Raw genomic sequence first — 25258 nt, 5'->3', positions numbered from 1 at the left:
AGATTCTAAACTTGCATTTTATTGAAAGCAAAAAGGCGGTGTAGATTTTAAAATTTAAAAAATGCAGAATCTACACGCGTGTAGTGAAGTGCGTGTAGATTCTCATATCATCTTTGCCAAAGGCTTGAAGCAGTTTATTGACAATAAATTGTGCTTTTTCTTCATCTAAAAACATTCTAAAAAGCCCATATTCCTGTCTCCCGCTTACTTGTTCTGCGGCACTTTGTAATAATGAGCTAGAAGCATATTTGGAGCAATGGATATAAAAAAAGTCATCATATCCATCTTCAAGTAGCATATCAACAATGGAATCTTTAAGTGTATCTTTAAAATAAATATCAATACTTAGCTCTTGCATAACTCTCCTTATTTGAGTGGATTTTGTGAATCTTCGCCATAGGCCACAATAAGACGCAATCTAAAGATTCCAATAAGAAAGCATATAGCTCCCCACAGCATTACCGCAAGTGTGCCAAGCGAGATAACAGCTACAAGCATATTATCACTAATGGCAAACATTGCTGTGCTTATGATAGATAGGAAAAACCCCACAAATCCAACTTTTGCACCAAAAAAGAAAAGATGATCATTTGTGATAAAGCTTAGCTCCTTAGCAATCTGCCACGCTAAATAGCAAACAATCACAGCAATACTAATGACACAAAGCTCATACGCCGGACTTGGAATCTTGATATAATCAATAAGCGTTATAAATGCACTTGTGGCAAAATTAAACACATATAGCATAAATAGTCTTTTACGCAAAGAAAGTTTAGAGAGATAAAAAAAGGCAAAGGCTATACAGAGCGTTGTAAGCGTGTTAGTAATGCTTAAAATGTTAAGGATTCCATTTTGAGCTTGATTATTTAAAAGAGCGTAAGCTGGAATCGCCCCGCATATCGCAATAACAATGGAGAGAATCCATAATATCTTAGCTCTCCGCAAAAGGGGTGTTTGATGGATAAAGTGAATGTGGTGCTTAACATCTAGCAGTGTGGGCATATTCTCAACTTTAAACAATGCCATTTTTGTCCTTTTTGCTTAATTGTATTTGCTTCAAAATAGGGTGGATTATAGCTTAAGGCATATAAGCCCTGCCTTAAGGCACTTACCTTAAGATAAAAGGCGTACGAGCTAGAATCTCACAGCTTTAAGGTTTTATAATTTCAACTCCATAGCCTTATTTAGAGTTTAATTACTTTAGCACCAAAGCCGCCCATATTTGCCGGAGCATCATCAAAGGATATGATTTTTGGGTGCTGTTGTAAATATTCTTTAACAAGCCGACTTAAGATTCCCGTGCCAATGCCGTGATACACAAGCACTTCATCATACCCAGCCATAAGGGCATTGCTTAAAAATTCATCAAGCTTCTCTATGGCTTCCTCCCCTCGCATTCCGTGTAAGTCAAGGCTCACACCCACACTTTTATTTTGTGCAATCTTAAATGTTGTTTTTTGCAGATTCAAGCTTTTGGGGCCTTGCTGTGTTTTTTTAAGATTTGCTATTTTTTCTTTCAATTTCATACCGCTTTCAAGCTCTACAAGGCAGGTTTCACCTTTGATACTTAGAATCTTTCCCCTTGTATTTTGATATTTGACATAATCATTCACTTGGAGATTCTGCGTTTTGTTATGCGGTTGCTTTGCCGTGGGCGTGGGCTTTAAAATGGCGTGGGCGGTATTAAAGGCTTTGTGAATCTCTTTACTTTCTTTTGCTTTTAGGGCGTCTTTTAGTGCTTGTGTGGCTTTGTGATATTGAGTTTGTAAGCTATGTTTCAAGGCTTGAAACTCCACTTGTTGCCGCTCTTCTTGCTCTTTAAGGGACAGGATTTTTTTGTCATATTCAATAATGCGTTGTTCTAGCTGCTTATTTTTCTGCTCTAGTGTGATTTCAAGTGTGCTTGATCGTTCAATCAGCTCATTAAGACTTTGCTTATCCGCTCCATATACACTTTTAGCCTTTGCAATGAGTGTGTGCGGGATATGATAACGCTGTGCTGTTTCAAACGCATAACTTTTACCGATACTGCCATTTAGAAATTCAAAAAGCGGTTTTTGCGTGTGTATATCATACATTGCCGCACAAAGCTGTATTAACGGATTATTTGCCATAAGGGCGGCTAGGTGCTTATGATGAGTGGTGAGCAAAATCTTAGCCTTGTTTTCTAAAAGATGCTCTAAAAGCACCTTAAATAGACTTGCCGCTTCATCAGCATCGGTGCCTAGCTCAATCTCATCAATGCCGAGCAAAAGATTTGGCGTGTTTAGAATCTGTGAAAACTCTAACATTCTGCCGGCAAAAGTGGAGATGTCATTTTTGCTATTTTGCGGGTCGGATAAAATGGCGTTAATATGCTTAAAATGTGGAATCTTGGAGCGGTGGGGATTGATTTTAAGAGGGATAAGAAATTTGCTTAAAAAACACGCACTTAGAATTGATTTTAAAAGCATAGTTTTGCCCCCAGCATTTACCCCTGTAATCATTAGGCAATCGCCGCTAAAGTCAATGCTAAGTGGCTTTGGGGAATGCAAGGCAGGGTGGCTAAACTCGTGTAAGATGATGTGATTTTTAGAATCTAGTGCGTAAATAAAGCTAAGATTCAAAGCCTTAGCAAAGCTCAAACGAGCAAGAATAGAATCAAACATATCAAAGCAGTGATTGAGGAATTTTAAAAATGGTAGATGTTTAGTGAGAGTGCTTGAAAGCTCCTTGCAGATGAGATATAGGCTTTCTTCCAAGCTATTTTTAAGTATGTTTTGACGCTCTTTAAGCGTGAGTATAGAATCTGGCAAGAGGTAGAAAAAGCCGCTTTGAGAACGCTCTAGCACCATACCCTTAATGCTGTGATTATATCCAGCTTTAAGCAAAAGGCATTCATTTTGATTGATGTAATGCACGGATTTATCCACAAGGTAGGGCAGTAGGGCTTGTGTATGCAGGAGCTTTTGTAGAGATTCATCAATGCGGATTTTTGTTTGTTTGATTTGTGAGTAAAGCTCATCAATATGCGGATAAATGCCCTTTGTAATCTCGCCTTTTTGGGTAAAAAATGTGGGGAGCTTGGCAATGACTTCAGGGATTAGAATCTTATCGCACCACGCTTTTGTGCGAGGCGAGCAATCAGCAATGTGCTTTTTAAGATATATAAAATACCCCACAAGCTGCGAAAAGCTAAAAATCTCATTTAAACTTAAAGTGCCTTGTTTTTGTAGGTGGAGAAGGGGAGTATCAAGCTTTGGCAGCCTTGGCAGGGGCTTTAACTCTACTGAATCTAGTTCTTGTAAAAGGGAGCTAAAAAACTGCCTATCGCCCGGAAGTGCAAAAATGGGAAAGGTAGAAGTGAAGTGTGAATCCTTATTTTTTTCTCGTGCGAAAAATGAAGCAAACTTTTCTATAAACGCTATTAAATCAAGCCTTGAGACGAGAATCTCATAATCTTGCCTAGGTTGCTTTGTCATAGAAAAAAGAATCCTAAGATTCTGCGTTGTTTGTTTTGGAATCTGCGGATTCAGATTCTATATCGCAATCTTGCAGAGGGATAATAATGCGGTTGTATTTTGAATCTGCCCTGCCTTGGAAGCTCATCGTGCCATTACTTAGGGTAAAACTTTGTGTGGTAACACGAAGTTGTTTGCCTTGAAAGTTGCAAATAAGTGGAGTTTCACTTACAAACGCCGTCTTTAAACGCTCTAGATTCTGTGTTTGTTTATTCTGTAAAAGATTATATACGCCAATAAGGATTGCTAGGCTTAAGATACAAATGCCTAAAATCACTTTTGTTTTGGTGGATAGCTTACTTTTAGCAAATACAAGTCCGATTGCCACAAATAAAAAAAGTAGTAAGATGAAAATAAAATAACCCATTATTTTTCTCCCCGTAATTGATAGGTAATATCCCCCGCTCCAAGCCCTATGATAAGGGCATTTTCAAGGATTTTTAGCAAGACTTCATTCTCATAGAGATAAATTTTTCCATCTTTTGCTTTTAAATGTGTGGCAAATGTTGGGTTGTATCGTGCAAAAAGTTTAGCAAAATCAATCCCAATATGCTCTTCCCCAGCTCTCCACACAGGCAAAATCACAAGCTCATCGCAGCCATTTTCAAAGCAATTCACAAAAGATTCAAGATTATCAAGCACACGGGAGTATTTATGGGGCTGCCAAATGGCGATGATTTTTTTATGGGGTTTGAGATTGTTATAAATAGCTACACTTTTAAGTGTGGCTAGAATCTCAGTGGGGTGGTGAGCGTAGTCATCAATAATGGTTGTGTCTCCTTTTGAAAGAATATCAAAACGCTTTTTGATACCTTTGAAATGTTGCAAGTTCTGCTTAATAGCGGGGAGCTGTGCCTCTCCTAATTCATCAATAGCACATAAAATCGCTAAAGAGGCATTTTCTGCCATATGCTCCCCAAAGCCCCAGATTCTAAACTCGCCATAATGTTTCAGCTCAAAGCTCGTGCAAGGCTCATCATCATTAAGCTCAAAATGTATATTTTTAATATCAGTTTTTGGATTAAGCCTTATGGCTTCTATGTCGGCAAGGGAGTGTAAAAACGCATCGCTTGTGTTTAGCACACGCTTTTTTGCTTTAAGGATAAAGTCTTTATACGCCCCATAAAACTCATCTAAATTATGATTATAGCTTTCCATATGCTCTGGCTCGGCATTTGGGACAATGGCGTAGTAGGGATTTGAGTTTAAAAAACTTTTATCAGATTCATCAGCTTCAAAGATGATGGTTTCACTCTTTGCTTCACGCACATTTGAGCCAAACTCCTTAGAATCCGCCCCGATAATCGCCCCATATTGCGGGAAAATCGCACTTAAAATCGCACTTGTCGTGGATTTGCCGTGCGCTCCACATACGCTAAAAACACGCTTTTCTTTTAAAATAAAGGCTAGGGCTTCTTTGCGTGAAAGCACTTTAATACCTTTTTTGTGGGCTTCTTGCACTTCAACATTGCTAGGCTTAATAATGGCGGAATGTATGATGAGATCTTGATTTGCAATGCAGTTTGCATTGTGTGGGATAGTGATAGTTACGCCGTGAGATTTAAGGTATTTTGTCGCATTGCCCTCACTAATATCAGAGCCGCTAATCTCCGCCCCTTGAGCGTGTAAATACTTTGCTAAACCGGAGATTCCAATCCCGCCAATACCGATAAAATGTATTTTCATTCCTGCTCCTTTTTGTCAAGTGTTTTGTAAAGTATAAGTGCCTCTCTAAGCTTCAGCAAGGCTTTTTGTGTTGTGTCATTATCATACACAAGGGCGATTCTTACATATCCCCTGCCTTGATTCTCCCTGCCCAAATAACTTCCCGGGAGGGTTAGCACACCGCATTTTTCATAGGCAAATTTACAAAACGCTTCATCATCGCCCACTTCAAGCCATACATAAAATGTGTAGGGATAAATCTTACAATCCCTATCTAAAAGCCATTGATATAGAATCTCTTGGGCTAGGGCGAGATTTTTCGCATAGATTTTGCGGCTAGATTCAGGACTTTGCATATCTTGCCACGCTGTTGTGGCAGCTTTTTGCAAAGGCAGGGGCAAGGCACAGCCCAGATAGGTGCGATAGAGATTATACGCTTTTAGAATCTCACTATCCCCAGCCACAAAGCCACTGCGTAAGCCCGGTGCACAGGAGCGTTTGGAGATAGAATTAAGTGCAATGATATTTTTAAAGCTTTTATTGTTGGCTTGGATAGAGGCTTCAAGTATGCTAGGTGGCGGGGAATTGCTATAAATTTCGCTATAACATTCATCGCTTAAAATCACAAAATCATATCGCAGGGCGTTTTCTACCCATTGGATAAGGGAGGGCATATCCATAGCCTTGCCAGTGGGGTTATTTGGGGAGTTTAGAATCACAATATCCACTTCTTTGAGTTGGCTCTCTGTAAGATGTGGCGTAAAGTCATTTTCTTTTGCGAGATTCATATAGATGACTTTTGCTTTTGAAGCAAGGGCTGCACCTTCATAGATTTGATAGAATGGGTTGGGGTAGGCGATAGTTGGATTTGCTTTGCCATAGAGATAAAACTGCGGAAAGTTAAAAAGCACTTCTCTTGTGCCAAAGGTAGGGATAATCTGCTCTTGGGTTAGACTGATATTATAGCGTTGTTTGATGAAACTAAGCTGTGCGTCTTTGAGATAAGATTCACCACTTGATTTGGGATATTTATTCAGTAATGGTGCGTTGTGCTGCAAGGATTCTAGAATATTTTGCGGTGTGGGGAACTGCGGCTCACCGATGGTAAGTGTGAAAATTTCAGAATCTTGTGGGGGGGTGCTATTGCTTAGAAAGGTGCGTAGTTTTTCAAATGGGTAGCTTTCAAATTGAGATAGCACAAAAACTCCTTTTTAATGTTTATGGTGTGTTTGGCGTTTGCACAGAATCTTGAGAGTGGCTTAGAGCCATTGGCTATATTTATATGCTTTTGGACTTGCTTTGATTGTGCGATAGTTGGGATTATATAGCAAAAAAATCAATGTTTTGACTACAATTTACCTATTTTTTGCGTTTTTGCTCTTGATTTTTTTAATCAGCATTGCTACAATTATGCCCTTAAAAGTCATACGCGGGAGTAGCTCAGTGGTAGAGCACAACCTTGCCAAGGTTGGGGCCGCGGGTTCGATCCCCGTCTCCCGCTCCATTTGACTTAAAGACTAGAATCCACAAAGCAATCTCATTTTTACAATGTGTTTTTCGTATTTGCAGAGCATTTGGGTTGCGTTTTGGAATAAGCCCGGGTGGTGAAATTGGTAGACACAAGGGACTTAAAATCCCTCGGACATTGCGTCTGTACCGGTTCAAGTCCGGTCTCGGGCACCACCTTGAGAATTTTTCATTTGTCCGTGGGACATTGATGAATTTGATTTGGTATAAGGTTAATGTTAAAGGTGGCGACATAGCCAAGTGGTAAGGCAAGGGCCTGCAAAGCCTTGATTCCCCAGTTCGAATCTGGGTGTCGCCTCCAGATTCTACATATTCTTTCCGTTTATTTAAAATAAGGCGGGAGATGGCTGAGTGGTTGAAAGCGGCGGTCTTGAAAACCGTTGAGGGTCACACCTCCGGGGGTTCGAATCCCTCTCTCCCGGCCACGATTATTTTGTTTTGCTTCAATAATGCTCGATGTTTGCTTGAGAATCCTGCTTTATGGGATTTTGAAAATTAGGGGTTTGACATATTTGGGCGTATTGTGTTTGGCTATGAAATATGTCTTAAAGAGTAGGGTATGGAATCTAGCTTTTTATCAAAAAGCTTGGGATATGTGAAATGGGGAGCTTTTGTAGAGATTCTGCTTTGTCGGCTAGAAAATCATCAGCTGCCTTTGTCTCGCCCGGAAAAGTGCCATAATCATCAAATGCGATAATCCCTCCACGCACAACCTTGTCATATAAAGATTCTAAAATCGTTACTGCTGGTTCATAAATATCTGTATCAATATGTAGAAAGGCAATTTTAAGTTGCGGGTTTTCAACGCAGTATTGTGGCAGGGTGAGATTGATATCACCTTCTATGAGTTCATAATTCGTAATATTTTTGTGTGAGAGAACACGCTTCATCTCTTCAAATGCAATGCCATCTCCTGCTTCAGCCACAAATCCTTCACGCATTTTCTTGTCTGCTTCAAAATGTGTCGCGGGAAATTTGCCAAACATATCAAAACCAATAATCTTGCGTGAATGCTGTGTTTCTAAGATATTGCGAAAATGAGCAAGGCGAAAAAAAGAGTTGCCCTTAAAAATTCCACATTCTACAATGTCTCCAGGCAAGTTAATGATTTTTTTATAAAGCTCATAGTGTGCGAAAAATTTGCCAAATCGCCTATCATCAGCACAGGCATAGAATCCATTTTCATAATGAAAGCTTTTTTTAGTTTTAAATCCATTGAGTGTCATAACAATCCTTGTTATTGAGGTGGTGTTTTGTAAAACATTGCGATGATTGTAACAAAAATAATTGAAATATTCAATTATTTAAATAAAAAACATTGATTTATACAATTGTTTTTATATCAGCAAAAAATAGCCACAATGCACTTTCAAAATTTAGAATCATCAATAAATTTTTAAGGAAAGTGGCAGTGAAGCAGAAACGAACCAAGCGTGATATGGCGTATTATTTGGACATTGATGTAAGCACTCTTTATAATTGGCGTAAATATAAGCCAAATCTATATAGGATTGTTATGCTTGGTTTTAAGTTTGATGAAGTGATTGAGACGCAAAAGCGATTGAGCGATGAGCTAGAAGGAACTGAGCAAGAAATTAGACAAGAGATTGAAGAGTATGGGTGCAAGGGGTAGATTATGATAGACATAGGTTTGGCTAGGGAATTTTGTTGAAGAAAGTTAAGTGGTATGGTAATGAAAATAAGCTAGGCAATCAAAAATTAACTTGATTTTGTGGCGGTAAAGTTAAGTGAAGTTAATTTGTTAAAAAGTGAGTTTATCCTTGACAAACTTATGCAAAATCTATATAATCACGCCTTTTAATTCCAAACATGCTGGTTTAGCTCAGTTGGTAGAGCATCTGCCTTGTAAGCAGAGGGTCGGGGGTTCAAGTCCCTTAACCAGCTCCATTTTTCACACTCTAGCATATGCTTTCAGTGTTTTTACCAGTTTTTATAATTATTTTTGGTGAGTTACTCAAGTGGCCAACGAGGGCAGACTGTAAATCTGCTGACTATGTCTTCCGTGGTTCGAATCCACGACTCACCACCACCTAGCTCTTTCAAAAATGAAAGGGTTGAAGTAGCCAAGTTTAAGGGTGGTAGTCGAAATAATTTTGTTTATTTTTCTGCGGGAATAGCTCAGTTGGCTAGAGCATCAGCCTTCCAAGCTGAGGGTCGCGGGTTCGAGCCCCGTTTCCCGCTCCATACTGGGAGCTGAATCTTTGACTTGTATTCTTAAAGATTTTCTCCAAAGTGTTTTTCAAAATTTTATAAGATTGCCCATATAGCTCAGTGGCAGAGCACTTTCTTGGTAAGGAAGAGGTCGGCGGTTCAATCCCGCTTATGGGCTCCAGTTTTTCAAGTGGAATCTTGTAAAGATTCTAAAATAAATCTTAAAGTAGGAGAACAAAATGGCAAAAGAAAAGTTTGTAAAAAACAAGCCACATGTGAATGTAGGAACGATCGGACATGTAGATCACGGAAAGACAACTTTGAGTGCAGCTATCTCTGCTGTGTTGGCGACAAAAGGTCTTGCAGAGATGAAGGACTACGATAATATTGACAATGCCCCTGAAGAAAAAGAAAGAGGAATTACGATTGCGACTTCTCATATCGAATATGAGACAGAAAATCGCCACTACGCACATGTAGATTGCCCTGGACACGCTGACTATGTAAAAAATATGATTACAGGTGCAGCACAAATGGATGGTGCAATTTTGGTTGTATCTGCTGCTGATGGTCCTATGCCACAAACAAGAGAGCATATTCTTCTTTCGCGCCAAGTGGGTGTGCATTACATCGTTGTATTCTTAAACAAACAAGATATGGTTGATGATGCTGAATTGCTTGAGCTTGTGGAAATGGAAGTGCGTGAATTGCTTAGTCAATATGATTTCCCGGGTGATGATACACCAATCGTAGCCGGTTCTGCGCTTAAAGCACTTGAAGAAGCAAAAGCAGGTAATGTTGGTGAGTGGGGAGAGAAAGTATTGAAGTTGATGGAAGAAGTTGATAGATATATTCCTACTCCACAACGCGATACTGAAAAAACATTCCTTATGCCTGTGGAAGATGTATTCTCAATCGCTGGTCGTGGAACGGTTGTAACAGGCAGAGTAGAGAGAGGTGTTGTGTGTGTGGGTGATGAAGTGGAAATAGTAGGTATCCGCGATACGCAAAAAACAACAGTTACTGGCGTTGAAATGTTTAGAAAAGAGCTTGACAAGGGTGAAGCAGGGGATAATGTTGGTATCCTTTTAAGAGGAACAAAGAAAGAAGAAGTTGAGAGAGGTATGGTTCTTTGTAAGCCCGGCTCAATTACACCACACAAGAAATTTGAAGGTGAAATCTATGTCCTTTCAAAAGAGGAAGGCGGACGACATACTCCATTCTTTAAGGGTTATCGCCCACAGTTCTATGTAAGAACAACAGATGTTACAGGTTCTATTGAGCTTCCAAGTGGTGTAGAGATGGTTATGCCCGGTGATAATGTAAAAATCACAGTAGAGCTTATTGCCCCTGTTGCACTTGAAGAAGGAACTCGTTTTGCGATTCGTGAGGGTGGCAGAACAGTTGGTTCAGGTGTTGTAACAAAAATCATTGAATAGTAGAGGCTTGTGAATGGCAAAAGGTAGCACCATTAAAATAGGACTTAAGTGTTCTGAATGTGGTGATATAAATTACAGCACCACTAAGAATGCGAAAACAAATACGGAAAAACTGGAGCTCAAGAAGTTTTCTCCTCGTTTGAATAAACATACAATTCACAAGGAAGTAAAACTTAAAAGCTAGGCTTCTGCCTAGCTGATAGGTCAGTAGCTCCAATGGTAGAGCGTCGGTCTCCAAAACCGAGTGTTGGGGGTTCGAGTCCCTCCTGGCCTGCCACAAAAGCCGTAAGTTAAAATTGTTTAAGAAAAGAGATACAAAATGATTAAGAAAATAAAAACCTATTTTCACAGTGCAAACGAGGAACGGCTAAAGGTTATTTTCCCTACAAAAGAGCAGATTCGCAATGCAGCCATCTCTGTGCTTATTGTAGTGAGTGTTGTTACTCTGTTTTTGGCGTTGGTTGATTGGATTTTGTTTCATTCTGTATCAAGTATTTTGTAATATCATTGTGGAGAGGTGAAGCTTGGAGTGGTATGCTATACAAACATATTCTGGTAGTGAAAAATCAGTAGGCGAGGCAATCCGCAATCTTATCGTTCAAAATCAGATGCAAGATAGATTTGGTGAGGTTGTTGTCCCCACAGAATCTATTATTGAAACAAAAAAGAAGATCGTGGATAGAAGTTTGTATCCCGGATATGTGTTTATCCAAGTTGATTTGGATACTAAACTTTGGCATATGATTCAGTCTTTGCCGAGGGTGGGGCGTTTTATCGGTGAAAGTAAGAAACCCACGCCTTTGAGTGAGGCTGATATTGCAAAGATACTTGAGAAAGTAAGAAATCCAAGTGCTCCAAAACCCAAGATTTCATTTGAACAAGGTGAAGTTGTGCGGATTATTGATGGTCCGTTTGTGAATTTCACGGGGACGGTTGAGGAATATGATTTGGAGCATAAAAAGCTTAAGCTTAATGTTTCAATATTTGGTAGAAATACTCCTGTTGAGATTTTATATTCGCAAGTTGAAAAGATTGTTTAAATTTGCTTAAGAGAAAGGAATAGATAATGGGCAAAAAAGTTGTTGGTGAGTTGAAATTACAGATTCCAGCGGGCAAGGCAAATCCATCTCCACCTGTTGGTCCAGCGTTAGGACAAAGAGGTGTGAATATTATGGAGTTTTGTAAAGCGTTTAATGAGAAAACAAAGGATATGGGTGATTTTAATATTCCTGTTGTTATTACCATTTATCAAGACAAAAGCTTTACTTTCATCACAAAGAAGCCACCTGTAACGGATCTTATTAAGAAAGCTGCTAAGATTACAAAAGGTTCTGATAATCCGTTGAAAAATAAAGTTGGAAAATTAACAAGCAAACAGCTTGAGGAAATTGCTCAAACTAAAATGGAAGACCTTAATGCATCAGACATTGAAGCTGCAAAGAAAATCGTAGCTGGAAGTGCAAGAAGCATGGGTATAGAAATCCAAGATTAATAACGGAGTTTATTTATGGGTAAAAAAATAGCAAAGAGATTACAAGCTTTAGAGGCGAAGGTAGATTCTCAAAAGGTGTATGATATTCAAAGTGGAGTGAGTGTTGTTAAGTCATTGGCGTCTGCTAAGTTTGATGAAACCGTTGAAGTAGCGTTGCGATTAGGCGTTGATCCTAGACACGCCGATCAAATGATTCGCGGTGCAGTTGTGTTGCCTCACGGCACAGGTAAAAAGGTGCGTGTTGCCGTTTTTGCTAAAGGTATCAAGGCTGATGAGGCAAAGAATGCAGGGGCTGATGTTGTGGGTGCTGATGATTTGGCAGATGAAATTAAAAATGGCAATATTAATTTTGATATGGTCATTGCAACACCTGATATGATGGCACTTGTGGGTAAAGTTGGACGGATTCTAGGACCAAAAGGCTTAATGCCAAATCCAAAGACAGGCACTGTTACAATGGATATTACCAAGGCGGTTTCCAACGCTAAGAGTGGGCAGGTGAATTTTAGAGTTGATAAAAAAGGGATTATCCACGCTCCTATCGGTAAGGTTTCATTTGATGAGAATAAGATTCGCGATAATATGTTAGAACTTGTTCGTGCTATCAATCGCTTAAAACCTACTTCAGCAAAAGGAAAATATATCCGCAGTAGCACATTGTCACTTACTATGAGTCCTGCTGTGAGAGTAGATTCTCAAGAGCTTATGGATGTGAAATAAGTCAAAATAACCGCATAGTTTTATCTTAGACCAAAGAGTATAGGGGCTAAAGCTTAAAATTTACCCTGTGTGAGGTTTTGGGCTGAAAGGAGGAAGAATGACTAAGCAAGAGAAGATTCAGATTGTAGAATATTTAAGTGCTGAATTTAAGAATGCTTCCGCACTGATTGTGTGTGATTATAAAGGTTTGCAAGTCAGTCATCTTGAAGAGCTGAGACGCACTTCAAAAGTGGCAAACATTAAAGTCCAAGTGATTAAAAATACTTTGGCAAGTATCGCACTAAAAAATGCAGAGCAGCCTGATTTAGCACTTAAGGATACAAATATTTTCCTTTGGGCAGATGATCAAATCGCGTTATCTAAGGTTGTTTGTAAGTTTGCGGATGCACATAGTGAGCATTTTAGCCTTAAAACTGGCTTGTTTGATGCAGAAGTTGTGGATACACAGCATGTTATATCTGTTTCCAAGCTCCCAAGCAAAGAAGAGCTTATTGGTATGTTGTTGTCTGTTTGGACGGCACCGGCACGCTATTTTGTTACCGGGCTTGATAATTTGAAAAAACAAAAAGAAGAAAATCAATAAAAGGAGAAAAAATGGCAATTTCTAAAGAAGATGTATTAGAATACATTGGGAATCTTTCTGTGTTGGAGCTTTCAGAGCTTGTGAAGGCTTTTGAAGAAAAATTTGGTGTGAGTGCTGCTCCAACGGTTGTTGCAGGTGCGGTTGCAGGTGGCGGAGCTGCTGCTGCTGAAGAAAAAACTGACTTTAATGTGATTCTTGTTGATGCGGGTGCAAATAAGATTAATGTTATCAAGGTAGTTCGTGAGATTACAGGACTTGGCTTGAAAGAAGCTAAAGATGCCACAGAGCAAACTCCAAGCACACTTAAAGAAGGTGTAAGCAAAGAAGATGCTGAAAACTTTAAGAAAAAACTTGAAGAAGTGGGTGCTAAGGTTGAAATTAAATAAAATCCTTATGTTTCACTGCTTGTAATGGTTGCCAAATCTTAGAATCTAAGGTTTGGCTTTTTTGCGTTTAAGTAATATTGTAAAAATACCTTATAATTGTAGGCTTTTTTAGAGTATTTAGCTCTTTTTAATCATAGACCAAGAAGGATTCAACATATGGCAAACTTCACAAAATTAAAAAATAGACTCCGAGCAGACTTTACAAAAAATCCTCAAAGTATAGATGTTCCCAATCTTTTGCTTTTGCAAAGAAATAGTTATGATGATTTTCTTTGTATTGATGGTGATAAAGAATCTGGTATTGAACGCGTATTTAAGTCTGTTTTTCCTATCCAAGATAATCAAAATCGCATCACGCTTGAATATGCTGGTTGTAAATTTGGCAAACCTAAATATACGACCAATGAAGCAATGGTGCGTGGTGTAACTTATGCCATTTCATTGCAGATTAAAATTCGTCTTGTATTGTGGGAAAAGGACGAAAAAACCGGCGAAAGATTAGGTGTAAAAGATGTAAAAGAACAAAATATTTTTGTGCGTGATATTCCATTGATGACAGATAGAACAAGCTTTATTATCAATGGTGTTGAACGCGTGGTGGTTAATCAGCTTCATCGCAGCCCGGGTGTCATTTTCAAAGAAGAAGAATCTAATACTTCATCAAATAAGCTTATCTATACGGGGCAGATTATCCCAGATCGCGGCTCTTGGCTGTATTTTGAATATGATGCTAAAGATGTGTTGTATGCGCGTATCAACAAACGCCGTAAAGTACCTGTAACAATCATTTTGCGTGCTATGGGGTATAGTAAGCAGGATATTCTTAAGATTTTCTATCCACTGCAAAAAGTAAAATACCAAAAAGGCAAATACCTTATTCCTTTTGATATTGATAGTATTGGTACGCGTGCAGAATTTGACATCAAGGATTCTAAAGGCAATCTTTTAGTGGCATCTGGCAAGAGACTCTCAGCTAAAAAAATCAAAGAATTAAAAGAGGCTAAGATTGGTCTTATAGAATATCCACTTGAAAGCTTGAGTAATAAATTCCTTGCTGAGCCTGTTGTTAATGCTGAAGGCGAGGTGCTATTTGATACCTTAACACAACTTGATGAGCTAAAGCTTAAAAAACTTCACGAGCTTAAAGTTAATGAGTTTGTCATTGCCAATGATAGTGCAGCAGGTGTGGATAACTCAATTATCAATTCATTTATTGCCGATGCAGAATCGCTTAAAATGCTTCGCCAAAGTGAAAAGATTGATGATGAAAATGACTTGGCTGCTATTAGAATCTACAAAGTTATGCGTCCCGGAGAGCCTGTAACAAAAGAGGTTGCAAAAAGTTTTGTGCGTCAATTATTCTTTGATTCAGAGCGTTATGACTTGACACGCGTTGGGCGTATGAAAATGAATCATAAACTTCAAATTAATGTCCCTGATTATGTAACAGTGCTGACACACGAAGATATTCTTAAAACGATTCAATATTTGCTTAAAGTCAAAAATGGACTAGGTAAAATTGATGATAGAGACCATCTTGGTAATCGTAGAATCCGCTCTATCGGTGAGCTTTTGGCAAATGAGCTTCACTCTGGACTTGTCAAAATGCAAAAGGCTATCCGCGACAAGCTTACTTCATTAAGTGGTGTATTTGATACGATTATGCCTCACGATTTAGTCAATGGCAAGATGATTACAAGCACGATTATGGAGTTTTTCACCGGCGGACAGCTTTCACAATTTATGGACCAAACTAATCCACTCTCAGAAGTTACTCACAAACGCCGACTTTCCGCACTTGGTGAGGGTGGGCTTGTGAAAGATAGAGTAGGTTTTGAAGCAAGAGATGTGCATCCTACGCATTATGGTAGAATCTGCCCCATTGAAACGCCAGAAGGGCAAAATATTGGTTTGATTAACACACTTTCAACTTATACCCGCGTAAATGATTTGGGCTTTATTGAAGCACCGTATAAAAAGGTTGAAAATGGCATTGTAACTGATGAGATTGTTTATCTTACTGCTGCTCAAGAAGAAGGACTTGTTATCGCTCCTGCAAGCACGGCTGTGGATAAAGATGGTCGCATTATTGAAGATTTGATTGAAACAAGAAAAGATGGTGAGATTCTCCTGGGGGAAAAATCTCGCGTTCAGCTCATTGACTTAAGCCCTAGAATGCTTGTTGGTGTGGCTGCTTCACTCATTCCATTTTTAGAGCACGATGATGCTAACCGTGCTCTAATGGGTTCTAATATGCAGCGTCAAGCTGTGCCACTATTAAAGCCTGATGCACCTATTGTTGGCACAGGGATTGAGCAAGTGATTGCTCGTGATTCTTGGGAGGCGACAAAGGCAAAAAGGGGCGGTGTTGTAGAAAAGGTAGATTCTAAAAACATTTATATTCTTGGCGAAGATGATAATGGTGCATACATTGATCACTATTATTTGGGTAAGAATCTGCGAACAAACCAAAATACTTGTTTTTCACAGCAACCTATCGTGCGACAAGGTGATAGCGTGGAAGAAGGACAAATTATCGCCGATGGTCCAAGTATGGATAGTGGTGAGTTAGCTTTGGGAAAAAATATCCGTGTAGCCTTTATGCCGTGGAATGGATATAACTTTGAAGATGCCATTGTGGTGAGTGAAAAGCTTATTGAAGAAGATGCTTTTACTTCTATTCATATTTATGAAAAAGAAATTGAAGCGCGTGAGCTTAAACACGGGTTAGAGGAGATTACAGCTGATATTCCGGGCACAAAAGAAACAGAGACCGCTCATCTTGATGAAAGTGGGATTGTAAGGATTGGGACTTATGTAAGTGGGGGCATGATTCTTGTTGGGAAGGTCTCTCCTAAGGGTGAAGTGAAGCCTACGCCTGAAGAGAGATTATTGCGTGCGATTTTTGGCGAAAAAGCAGGACATGTGGTGAATAAGTCCCTATATTGTCCCCCTTCACTTGAGGGAACTGTTGTTGATGTAAAAATCTTTACAAAAAAGGGTTATGAAAAAGATGCTCGTGCCATAAGTGCGTATGAGGAAGAAAAAAAGGTGCTTGATATAGAGCATCACGACAGATTAACGATGATTCAGCAAGAGGAGATTTTGCGAATTTCACTTATGCTTTCAAAAGAAAAGCTTATAAGTGAAGCAAAAATTGCTGATAAGACATTTAAAAAAGGCACACAGATTCCAAAAGAAGAGCTAAGCGTTTTGAATCCTTTTGCTCTAAGCACTTTGATTAAAAGCTATTCCAAAGAGGTGCAAAGCCGATATGAGCAGATTAAGACAAACTTCTTAGAACAAAAGAAAACTTTGGGCGAAGAGCACGAAGAGAAACTCTCTATCCTAGAAAAAGATGATATTTTGCCTAGCGGTGTTGTAAAGCTTGTAAAGATTTATATCGCTACAAAACGCAAACTGAAAGTGGGCGATAAAATGGCTGGACGACACGGAAATAAAGGTATTGTCTCAAATATCGTCCCTATGGTAGATATGCCTTATACTGCTGATGGTGAGCCTGTGGATATTGTTCTTAATCCTTTGGGTGTGCCTAGCCGTATGAATATTGGGCAGATTCTTGAAGTGCATTTGGGGCTTGTAGGTAAGAATCTTGGACGCCAACTTGAAGAAGTTCTCAATTCACAATCAAAGCAGTGGGTTGAGATATTGCGTTCAAAAATGATTGAGATTCATAAGCTTGTGAATCCAGAAGATAAGGCAATGTTAGATTTTCTTCAAAAGCTTGATGATGAGCGTTTAATTGGCTATGCACGAGATTGGAGCAGGGGTGTGAAGTTTGCTATCCCTGTATTTGAGGGTATCAAGCAAGAGCAGTTTGATAAGCTTTTTGCCCTAGCTAAAATTGACACCGATGGTAAGACAGAGCTGTATGATGGAAAAACAGGTGAAAAAATGCGTGAGCGTGTCAATGTGGGTTATATGTATATGCTCAAACTTCATCATCTTGTTGATGAAAAAGTTCACGCACGAAGCACAGGACCTTACTCGCTAGTTACGCAACAGCCCGTTGGTGGAAAGGCACTCTTTGGTGGGCAACGCTTTGGAGAAATGGAAGTGTGGGCATTGGAAGCTTATGGAGCAGCTCATACGCTTAAAGAAATGCTTACAATTAAATCTGATGATACAGAAGGACGCAGGGGTGCGTATAAAGCGATTACAAAAGGTGAGCGCGTTGGGGAATCTGAGATTCCAGAGACTTTTTATGTTTTGACAAAAGAGCTTCAATCTTTGGCACTTGATGTGAATATTTATGGCGAAGAAGTTGATGAAAATGGAATGCCTGTGCCTATTACCATTAAAGAAGATGATCGTCCAAAGGACTTTAGCTCGTTCCAACTAGTGTTGGCAAGTCCGGAGAAAATTCTCTCTTGGAGTCGTGGCGAAGTCAAAAAGCCAGAGACGATTAATTATCGCACATTAAAGCCCGAACGCGATGGACTATTCTGCACGAAAATTTTTGGACCGGTGCGTGATTATGAGTGCTTGTGTGGAAAATACAAAAAAATGCGTTATAAGGGCATTGTATGTGAAAAATGCGGTGTTGAAGTAACGAAAGCAAAAGTTCGTCGCTCTCGTATGGGGCATATTGAGCTTGTAGCACCTGTGGCACATATTTGGTATGTAAGCTCTTTGCCTAGTCGTATAGGGACATTGCTTGGCGTGAAAATGAAAGATTTAGAGCGTGTTTTATACTATGAAGCGTATATTGTTAAGAATCCCGGCGAGGCATTTTATGATAATGAAGGCTCAAAGCCAATTTTGAAATATGATGTGCTGAATGAAGAGCAATTCCAAAGTATTAATCAACGCTTTGAACATACCGGCTTTGTGGCACAAATGGGCGGAGAGGCGATTAAGGAGCTTTTAGAGGAGCTAGATTTAACGCAACTTCTAGGTTCATTGCGTGAAGAGATAAAATCAACAAATTCCGAAGCAAAGAAAAAGACTATTGTAAAAAGATTGAAGGTTGTTGAAAGCTTTATTAATTCCGGCAATCGCCCAGAATGGATGATGCTGACAATCTTGCCGGTGTTGCCACCAGATTTGCGTCCTTTGGTTGCACTTGATGGCGGGAAGTTTGCTGTGAGTGATGTCAATGACTTGTATCGCCGCGTGATTAACCGCAATCAACGCTTAAAGCGACTGATTGAGCTAGATTCACCAGAAATTATTGTCCGCAACGAAAAGAGAATGCTCCAAGAAGCTGTTGATGCGTTGTTTGATAATGGCAGAAATGCTAATGCGGTGAAGGGTGCAAACAAACGACCGCTTAAATCGCTTTCAGAGATTATCAAAGGGAAGCAAGGACGCTTTAGACAGAATCTGCTCGGTAAGAGGGTGGATTTCTCTGGGCGAAGTGTTATTGTCGTGGGACCAAATCTTAAGATGGATCAATGTGGATTGCCTAAAAATATGGCATTAGAGCTATTTAAGCCACATTTATTTGCAAAGCTTGAAGAGAAAGGGTATGCTACGACGCTCAAACAAGCTGTAAAAATGGTGAATCAAAAGACAAATGAAGTGTGGGAGTGTTTGCAGGAGATTGTTGAAGGTTATCCAGTGCTACTCAATCGTGCGCCAACATTGCATAAGCAGTCTATTCAAGCATTTCACCCAAAATTGATAGATGGCAAGGCGATTCAGCTTCACCCACTTGTATGTTCGGCTTTCAATGCAGACTTTGATGGTGATCAAATGGCGGTGCATGTGCCACTTTCACAAGAAGCTATCGCCGAATGTAAGCTACTTATGCTTAGTTCTATGAATATCCTTCTACCTGCAAGCGGTAAGGCAGTAGCTGTGCCTAGCCAAGATATGGTTTTGGGCTTATACTATCTGTCTTTAGAGAAAAAGGGCGTGAAAGGTGAGCATAAGATTTTTGGAAGTATTGATGAGATTGTTATGGCGATTGAAATGGGTGAGCTTGATATTAATGCACGCATTAAAACTGTGTATGAAAGACGCGTGATTGATACAACTGCTGGGCGTATGATTTTAAGCTCCATATTACCTGATTTTGTGCCGTTAAGTCTATGGAATCAAACAATGAAGAAAAAGGACATTGGTGCATTGATTGATTATGTATACAAAGAAGGCGGACTAGGCATTACAGCGACTTTCCTTGATAATCTTAAGAATCTTGGGTTTAAATATGCCACAAAAGCAGGTATTTCGATTTCTGCGGCTGATATTATTATCCCTCAAGATAAGATGGGTATGATAGAAGAGGCTAAAAAAGAGATTAAGAGAATCCAAGGTGAGTTTGAGCAAGGACTTCTTACCGCACAAGAGCGATACAATAAGAGCATTGATATTTGGACAGAGACAAGTGAAAAAATGGGCAAACTGATGATGGAGAAAGTTAAAACTGATAAGCAAGGCTTTAACTCTATCTATATGATGGCAGATTCAGGAGCGAGAGGTAGTGAGGCACAGATTCGTCAGCTTTCTGCAATGAGAGGGCTTATGGCTAAGCCTGATGGCACGATCATTGAGACGCCTATTACATCAAACTTTAAAGAGGGCTTGAATGTATTAGAATACTTCAATTCAACGCACGGAGCGAGAAAAGGTCTAGCTGATACGGCGTTAAAAACGGCAAATGCTGGGTATCTCACAAGGAAGCTTATTGATGTAAGCCAAAATATGAAAGTTACCATTGAGGATTGTGGCACACACGAGGGTGTGGAGATTACAGATATTACCGTTGGAAGTGATATGATTGAGCCGCTTGAAGAGCGTGTAGTTGGGCGTGTGTTGGCACGAGATATTATTGACCCTATTGCTAATGAGATTCTATTGAGCGAGGGTGTGCTTATTGATGTGGCAATGGCAAAACGCATTAAGGAAGCAAATGTTAAATCTGTAATGATACGCACTCCTGTAACTTGTAAGGCTCCAAAGGGTGTGTGTGCGAAGTGTTATGGACTGAATCTTGGCGAGTCTAAGATGGTTAAACCCGGTGAAGCTGTTGGGGTATTGGCTGCACAAAGTATCGGTGAGCCGGGCACTCAGCTTACGCTTAGAACATTCCACGTTGGTGGGACGGCAAGCAGAAGCACGGAAGAAAAGCAAATCGTGGCGAAAAAAGAAGGCTTTATCCGCTATCACAATATCCGCACTTACACAAATAGTAAGGGGCAAAAGATTGTGGCAAATCGCAGAAATGCTACTATTCTTGTTGTGGAGCCACGCATTAAGGCGGAGTTTGATGGGGAACTTTTGGTTGAAAATATCCACGATGAAGTGCATATTACTATTGTTGGTGATAAGAAGCGAACTGAAACTTACCGCTTAAGGAAAGATGATGTAGCCAAGCAAAACGAGCTTGCTGGGGTTACAGGTAAGATTGAGGGCAAACTCCTTGTGCCACACGAAAGCGGATATAAGGTTAAGGTTGGTGGAAGCATTGTTGATACGATTATGGATAGTTGGAATGTCCCCACTCGCATTCCTTATGGAAGTGAGCTAAAGGTTGAAGACAATGCGCCTATTTCTCAAAAAATCGTGGCAAAAGAGAAGGGTATTGTGAAGTTTTATACACTCCGTGCCGATACGCTTGAGCGTAATCACGATGTGAAGAAAGGTATGGTTGTATCAGAAAAAGGTATGTTTGCTGTTATTGCTGATCAAAATGATAGGGAGGCTATCCGCCATTATATTGCGAGAACTTCTAAGATTCTTGTTGATGATAATAGTGAAGTGAAGATTGACACACTTATTTCCGAGCCAAGTTCAGATGAGCATATTGTTGTGGCAGAATGGGATGCGTATAGTGAGCCTGTGATTGCTGATCAAGCGGGTGTTGTATCATTTAGAGATATTATCGCAGGTATTACGGTGAGTGAGCAAGAAGATGAGAATACACATCAAAAGAATTTCGTGATTAACGAGTATGTTCCAGCTGGTTATAAGCCTATGCTTGTTGTTACCACAAAAGATGGTAAGGAGATAAGCTATCGTCTAGAATCTCGCACATCTATTGCGGTGAATGATGGAGATAAGGTAGAAGTGGCTGATATTATTGCTAAAGTGCCTAAAGCATTGGCAAAATCAAAAGATATTACCGGTGGTCTTCCACGCGTTACAGAACTCTTTGAGGCAAGAAAGCCAAAAGATACTGCCATTCTTTCAGAGCTTGATGGGACGGTGAGTTTTGGTAAGCCGATACGCGGTAAGGAAAGAATCATTATCACTTCTAGTGATGGTCGCGTGGCTGAATATGCTGTGGATAAAAATAAGAAGATTCTCGTACACGAAAATGAGTTTATCCACGCAGGGGAGGCGATGACTGATGGTGTGGTTTCAAGCCACGATATCTTGCGTATCAGTGGGGAAAAGGAACTCCACAAGTATATCGTAAGTGAAGTGCAGCAAGTATATCGCCGACAAGGTGTAAGTATTGCTGATAAACATATTGAGATTATTGTGTCTCAAATGCTGCGGCAGGTAAAGATTGTTGATAGCGGCAATACGAAATTTATTGAAGGTGATTTAGTCAGTAAGCGACATTTTAAAGAAGAGAATGAACGAATCTTGCGTATGGGCGGGGAACCAGCGGTGGCTGAACCAATTTTGCTAGGTATCACGCGTGCAGCTATTGGAAGCGATTCTATTATTTCCGCAGCATCTTTCCAAGAAACTACAAAGGTGCTTACGGAAGCAAGTATCGCAGCCAAGCAAGATACGCTTGATGATCTTAAGGAAAATGTTGTTTTAGGGCGTATGATACCTGTGGGAACGGGCTTGTATAAAAACAAGAAGTTTAACTACAAGTATGATTCACAAGATGAAAGGCTTGAAGAATAGGCGAAATCCTATTCTCTAAGAGAAATAAAAGTTTTAGTTGGGTAGAATCCCCACATTTTTTATTTTCAAATTTTACATAAAGGAAAGTCAGTGCCAACCATAAATCAGTTAATTAGAAAAGAGAGAAAGAAAGTCATTCGCAAGACAAAGTCTCCAGCGTTGTTAGAATGTCCGCAGAGAAGGGGTGTATGTACGCGTGTTTACACAACAACACCAAAGAAACCAAACTCAGCATTAAGAAAGGTAGCAAAGGTTAAGCTTACTTCCAAGGTTGAAGTGATTAGTTATATTCCGGGTGAGGGGCATAACCTGCAAGAACACTCAATTGTGCTTGTAAGGGGTGGTCGTGTTAAGGACTTGCCGGGTGTGAAATACCACATCATTCGTGGTGCTTTGGATACAGCAGGTGTAGCAAAACGAAGCGTTTCACGCAGTAAGTATGGTGCTAAAAAAGCTAAAGCCGGTGGTGATAAAAAATAATTAAGGATAGAATATGAGAAGAAGAAAAGCTCCTATAAGAGAGATTCTAGGTGATCCAATCTATAACAACAAAGTCGTAACAAAGTTTATCAATAAAATGATGTTTGATGGCAAAAAAAGTGTGAGTGAAAAGATTATTTACGCAGCTTTTGATAGGATTGAAGAGAAAAGTGGTGAAAAAGGTATTGAAGTTTTTGAAAAAGCTTTGGAACGCGTAAAACCACTTGTTGAAGTAAGAAGCAGACGCGTAGGTGGAGCGACTTATCAAGTTCCTGTTGAAGTGCGTCCAGCTCGTCAGCAGTCCCTTTCTATCCGCTGGTTACTTGAGGCGACACGCAAGAGAAATGAACGCACGATGGTTGAGCGTTTGGCAAGTGAGCTTGTAGATGCGGCAAATGATCGTGGTGCAGCGTTTAAGAAAAAAGAAGATGTGCATAAAATGGCTGAAGCGAACAAAGCATTTGCACACTATCGTTGGTAACAGAGAAATAAAGGACATAGAATGGCGAGAAAAACCCCTTTAGCACGAATTAGAAATATTGGTATTGCCGCACACATTGATGCTGGCAAAACAACAACTTCAGAGCGTATTTTGTTTTACACAGGTGTGAGTCATAAAATAGGTGAAGTGCACGATGGTGCTGCAACTATGGACTGGATGGAGCAGGAAAAAGAGCGTGGTATCACCATTACTTCAGCGACAACGACTTGTTTTTGGAAAGATTATCAAATTAATCTTATTGACACTCCCGGACATGTAGATTTTACCATTGAAGTGGAGCGTTCAATGCGTGTGCTTGATGGTGCTGTGGCTGTCTTTTGTTCCGTTGGTGGGGTGCAGCCTCAAAGTGAAACAGTGTGGAGACAGGCTAATAAGTATGGCGTTCCTCGTATGGTGTTTGTGAATAAAATGGATAGAATTGGTGCAAACTTTTTCAATGTGGAATCTCAAATTAAGCAACGCTTGAAGGCTAATCCTGTGCCTATTAATATTCCTATTGGTGCAGAGGAAAATTTTAAAGGCGTTGTGGATTTGATTCAAATGAAAGCTATCGTTTGGAATGATGAATCTATGGGTGCTAAGTATGATGTGGAAGAGATCCCAGCAGACTTGGTAGAGAAGGCTAATGAGTATCGTGAGAAGTTGCTAGAAGCTGCAGCGGAACAAGATGAAGCCTTAATGGAAAAATATCTTGGTGGCGAAGAATTAAGTATTGATGAGATTAAAAAAGGTGTTAAGATAGGTTGCCTTAATATGAGCCTTATTCCGATGCTTTGTGGTTCAAGCTTTAAGAATAAGGGCGTTCAAACACTTCTTGATGCGGTAGTTGATTATCTTCCTGCTCCCACTGAAGTTGCTGAAATTAAGGGTATTGATCCAAAAGATGAATCTGAACTTAGTGTAGAATCAAGTGATAATGGTGCGTTTGCTGGTCTAGCATTTAAGATTATGACAGACCCATTTGTTGGACAGCTTACATTTGTGCGTGCATATCGTGGAAAGCTAGAATCGGGAAGCTATGTTCTTAACTCAACAAAAGGTAAAAAAGAGCGTGTTGGACGGCTTTTGAAAATGCACTCTAACAAGCGTGAGGACATTAAAGAGATTTATGCAGGTGAGATATGTGCGTTTGTTGGACTGAAGGACACGGTTACAGGGGATACGCTTTGTGATGAAAAAGTGCCTGTAATTTTGGAGCGTATGGATTTCCCAGAGCCTGTAATTCAAATTGCTGTTGAGCCAAAAACGAAAGCAGACCAAGAAAAGATGTCTATTGCTCTAGGTAAACTTGCAGAAGAGGACCCAAGCTTTAGAGTAAGCACACATGAGGAAACAGGGCAAACGCTTATTGGTGGTATGGGTGAGTTGCACCTTGAAATTATCGTCGATAGGTTGAAAAGGGAGTTTAAGGTTGAAGCTGAAGTAGGTGAGCCACAAGTTGCGTTTAGAGAAACTATCCGTAACGCAGTAGAACAGGAATGTAAGTATGCAAAACAATCTGGTGGGCGAGGTCAGTATGGACACGTTCATATTAAGCTAGAGCCAAAAGAACCCGGTGAGGGATATGAATTTGTAAATAATATTAGCGGGGGTGTTATTCCAAAAGAATATATTCCTGCTGTTGATAAGGGTATCCAAGAGGCAATGCAAAATGGCGTACTTGCTGGCTATCCGGTTGTAGATTTTAAGGTAACTCTTTATGATGGGAGTTATCACGATGTGGATTCATCTGAAATGGCGTTTAAAATCGCTGGTTCTATGGCGTTTAAAGATGCTTGTCGCAAGGCAAATGCTGTGCTTTTGGAACCTATGATGAAGGTTGAGGTTGAGGTCCCTGAAGAGTATATGGGTGATGTCATAGGAGATTTAAACAGAAGGCGCGGACAGATAAATTCAATGGATGATCGTATGGGATTAAAGATAGTGAATGCGTTTGTTCCATTAGCTGAGATGTTTGGGT

Annotated in this window: 20 protein-coding genes and 9 tRNA genes; 22 read left to right on the top strand and 7 right to left on the bottom strand. The window is 39.9% G+C overall.

Annotated elements, in window-relative coordinates; genetic code table 11:
• Window positions 1–70 precede the first annotated feature (70 nt).
• The 6 genes from HCCG_RS00715 to HCCG_RS00690 form a co-directional block, all read right to left on the bottom strand.
• Window positions 71–358, bottom strand: coding sequence for a DUF3240 family protein (locus tag HCCG_RS00715; RefSeq protein WP_002955427.1), 288 nt, complete (start codon window positions 356–358; stop codon window positions 71–73).
• Between the two features lie 8 nt (window positions 359–366).
• Window positions 367–1026 carry a hypothetical protein gene (locus HCCG_RS00710; protein WP_002955426.1) on the bottom strand — a complete coding sequence of 220 codons (660 nt, stop codon included), beginning with the start codon at window positions 1024–1026 and terminating at the stop codon, window positions 367–369.
• Between the two features lie 158 nt (window positions 1027–1184).
• Window positions 1185–3461 (bottom strand): endonuclease MutS2, encoded by a 2277-nt coding sequence (locus HCCG_RS00705; RefSeq protein WP_002955425.1) that lies wholly within the window; start codon window positions 3459–3461, stop codon window positions 1185–1187.
• 13 nt (window positions 3462–3474) lie between these two features.
• Window positions 3475–3867 carry a hypothetical protein gene (locus tag HCCG_RS00700; protein ID WP_002955424.1) on the bottom strand — a complete coding sequence of 131 codons (393 nt, stop codon included), beginning with the start codon at window positions 3865–3867 and terminating at the stop codon, window positions 3475–3477.
• Complete coding sequence (gene murC, locus HCCG_RS00695; RefSeq protein WP_002955423.1) at window positions 3867–5186, bottom strand: UDP-N-acetylmuramate--L-alanine ligase; 1320 nt, start codon at window positions 5184–5186, stop codon at window positions 3867–3869. Before murC ends, HCCG_RS00700 begins: the two co-directional genes overlap by 1 nt.
• Complete coding sequence (locus HCCG_RS00690; RefSeq protein WP_002955422.1) at window positions 5183–6364, bottom strand: succinyldiaminopimelate transaminase; 1182 nt, start codon at window positions 6362–6364, stop codon at window positions 5183–5185. Before HCCG_RS00690 ends, murC begins: the two co-directional genes overlap by 4 nt.
• Window positions 6365–6594: 230 nt before the next feature.
• Between HCCG_RS00690 and HCCG_RS00685 the strand changes: the two genes are divergently transcribed.
• The 4 genes from HCCG_RS00685 to HCCG_RS00670 all read left to right on the top strand — a co-directional run bounded on the left by HCCG_RS00685 (window position 6595) and on the right by HCCG_RS00670 (window position 7117).
• A tRNA-Gly gene (locus HCCG_RS00685) sits at window positions 6595–6669 on the top strand.
• 91 nt (window positions 6670–6760) lie between these two features.
• Window positions 6761–6848 (top strand) — tRNA-Leu (locus HCCG_RS00680).
• A 70-nt stretch (window positions 6849–6918) separates the two neighbouring features.
• Window positions 6919–6993 (top strand) — tRNA-Cys (locus HCCG_RS00675).
• A gap of 36 nt (window positions 6994–7029) precedes the next feature.
• Window positions 7030–7117, top strand: a tRNA-Ser gene (locus HCCG_RS00670).
• Window positions 7118–7258: 141 nt separating this feature from the next.
• On the opposite strand, the gene HCCG_RS00665 is transcribed toward HCCG_RS00670, so the two are convergent.
• Window positions 7259–7918, bottom strand: a complete 660-nt coding sequence (locus HCCG_RS00665) for a TylF/MycF/NovP-related O-methyltransferase (RefSeq protein WP_002955420.1) — start codon at window positions 7916–7918, stop codon at window positions 7259–7261.
• Between the two features lie 212 nt (window positions 7919–8130).
• On the opposite strand from HCCG_RS00665, the gene HCCG_RS00660 reads away from it, so the two are divergent.
• The 18 genes from HCCG_RS00660 to fusA all read left to right on the top strand — a co-directional run.
• A complete protein-coding gene (locus HCCG_RS00660; RefSeq protein ID WP_002955419.1) occupies window positions 8131–8325 on the top strand; it encodes a hypothetical protein in 195 nt (64 codons plus the stop codon).
• A 199-nt stretch (window positions 8326–8524) separates the two neighbouring features.
• Window positions 8525–8600 (top strand) — tRNA-Thr (locus tag HCCG_RS00655).
• Window positions 8601–8657: 57 nt separating this feature from the next.
• Window positions 8658–8742: transfer RNA gene (locus tag HCCG_RS00650), tRNA-Tyr, on the top strand.
• A 78-nt stretch (window positions 8743–8820) separates the two neighbouring features.
• A tRNA-Gly gene (locus HCCG_RS00645) sits at window positions 8821–8897 on the top strand.
• A 73-nt stretch (window positions 8898–8970) separates the two neighbouring features.
• A tRNA-Thr gene (locus HCCG_RS00640) sits at window positions 8971–9045 on the top strand.
• A 58-nt stretch (window positions 9046–9103) separates the two neighbouring features.
• On the top strand, window positions 9104–10303 hold the full coding sequence (gene tuf, locus HCCG_RS00635; RefSeq protein WP_002955418.1) for an elongation factor Tu: 1200 nt from the start codon (window positions 9104–9106) through the stop codon (window positions 10301–10303).
• Between the two features lie 13 nt (window positions 10304–10316).
• The gene (gene rpmG, locus HCCG_RS00630; RefSeq protein ID WP_002955417.1) at window positions 10317–10487 is read left to right on the top strand and encodes a 50S ribosomal protein L33; all 171 of its coding nucleotides are present in this window, start codon (window positions 10317–10319) and stop codon (window positions 10485–10487) included.
• A 17-nt stretch (window positions 10488–10504) separates the two neighbouring features.
• Window positions 10505–10580 (top strand) — tRNA-Trp (locus HCCG_RS00625).
• 42 nt (window positions 10581–10622) lie between these two features.
• Window positions 10623–10805 (top strand): preprotein translocase subunit SecE, encoded by a 183-nt coding sequence (gene secE, locus HCCG_RS00620; RefSeq protein ID WP_002955416.1) that lies wholly within the window; start codon window positions 10623–10625, stop codon window positions 10803–10805.
• 22 nt (window positions 10806–10827) lie between these two features.
• Entirely contained in the window at window positions 10828–11343 is a 516-nt protein-coding gene (nusG, locus tag HCCG_RS00615; RefSeq protein ID WP_002955415.1) for a transcription termination/antitermination protein NusG, read from the top strand.
• Window positions 11344–11369: 26 nt separating this feature from the next.
• Window positions 11370–11795, top strand: a complete 426-nt coding sequence (gene rplK / locus HCCG_RS00610) for a 50S ribosomal protein L11 (RefSeq protein ID WP_002955414.1) — start codon at window positions 11370–11372, stop codon at window positions 11793–11795.
• Between the two features lie 15 nt (window positions 11796–11810).
• Entirely contained in the window at window positions 11811–12515 is a 705-nt protein-coding gene (gene rplA / locus HCCG_RS00605; RefSeq protein WP_002955413.1) for a 50S ribosomal protein L1, read from the top strand.
• Between the two features lie 97 nt (window positions 12516–12612).
• Window positions 12613–13098 carry a 50S ribosomal protein L10 gene (rplJ, locus tag HCCG_RS00600; RefSeq protein WP_002955412.1) on the top strand — a complete coding sequence of 162 codons (486 nt, stop codon included), beginning with the start codon at window positions 12613–12615 and terminating at the stop codon, window positions 13096–13098.
• Window positions 13099–13109: 11 nt separating this feature from the next.
• The gene (rplL, locus tag HCCG_RS00595) at window positions 13110–13484 is read left to right on the top strand and encodes a 50S ribosomal protein L7/L12 (protein WP_002955411.1); all 375 of its coding nucleotides are present in this window, start codon (window positions 13110–13112) and stop codon (window positions 13482–13484) included.
• A gap of 156 nt (window positions 13485–13640) precedes the next feature.
• Window positions 13641–22316, top strand: coding sequence for a DNA-directed RNA polymerase subunit beta/beta' (locus HCCG_RS00590; protein WP_002955410.1), 8676 nt, complete (start codon window positions 13641–13643; stop codon window positions 22314–22316).
• A 90-nt stretch (window positions 22317–22406) separates the two neighbouring features.
• On the top strand, window positions 22407–22796 hold the full coding sequence (rpsL, locus tag HCCG_RS00585) for a 30S ribosomal protein S12 (protein WP_002955409.1): 390 nt from the start codon (window positions 22407–22409) through the stop codon (window positions 22794–22796).
• Between the two features lie 13 nt (window positions 22797–22809).
• The gene (gene rpsG / locus HCCG_RS00580) at window positions 22810–23277 is read left to right on the top strand and encodes a 30S ribosomal protein S7 (protein WP_002955408.1); all 468 of its coding nucleotides are present in this window, start codon (window positions 22810–22812) and stop codon (window positions 23275–23277) included.
• A gap of 21 nt (window positions 23278–23298) precedes the next feature.
• Window positions 23299–25258, top strand: a 1960-nt coding sequence (fusA, locus tag HCCG_RS00575; RefSeq protein ID WP_002955407.1) for an elongation factor G, incomplete at its 3' end; no start/stop codon positions are given.

It is taken from the genome of Helicobacter cinaedi CCUG 18818 = ATCC BAA-847, assembly GCF_000155475.1.
GTDB lineage: Bacteria > Campylobacterota > Campylobacteria > Campylobacterales > Helicobacteraceae > Helicobacter_C > Helicobacter_C cinaedi.
This window is presented reverse-complemented; position numbering and strand designations above follow the sequence as displayed.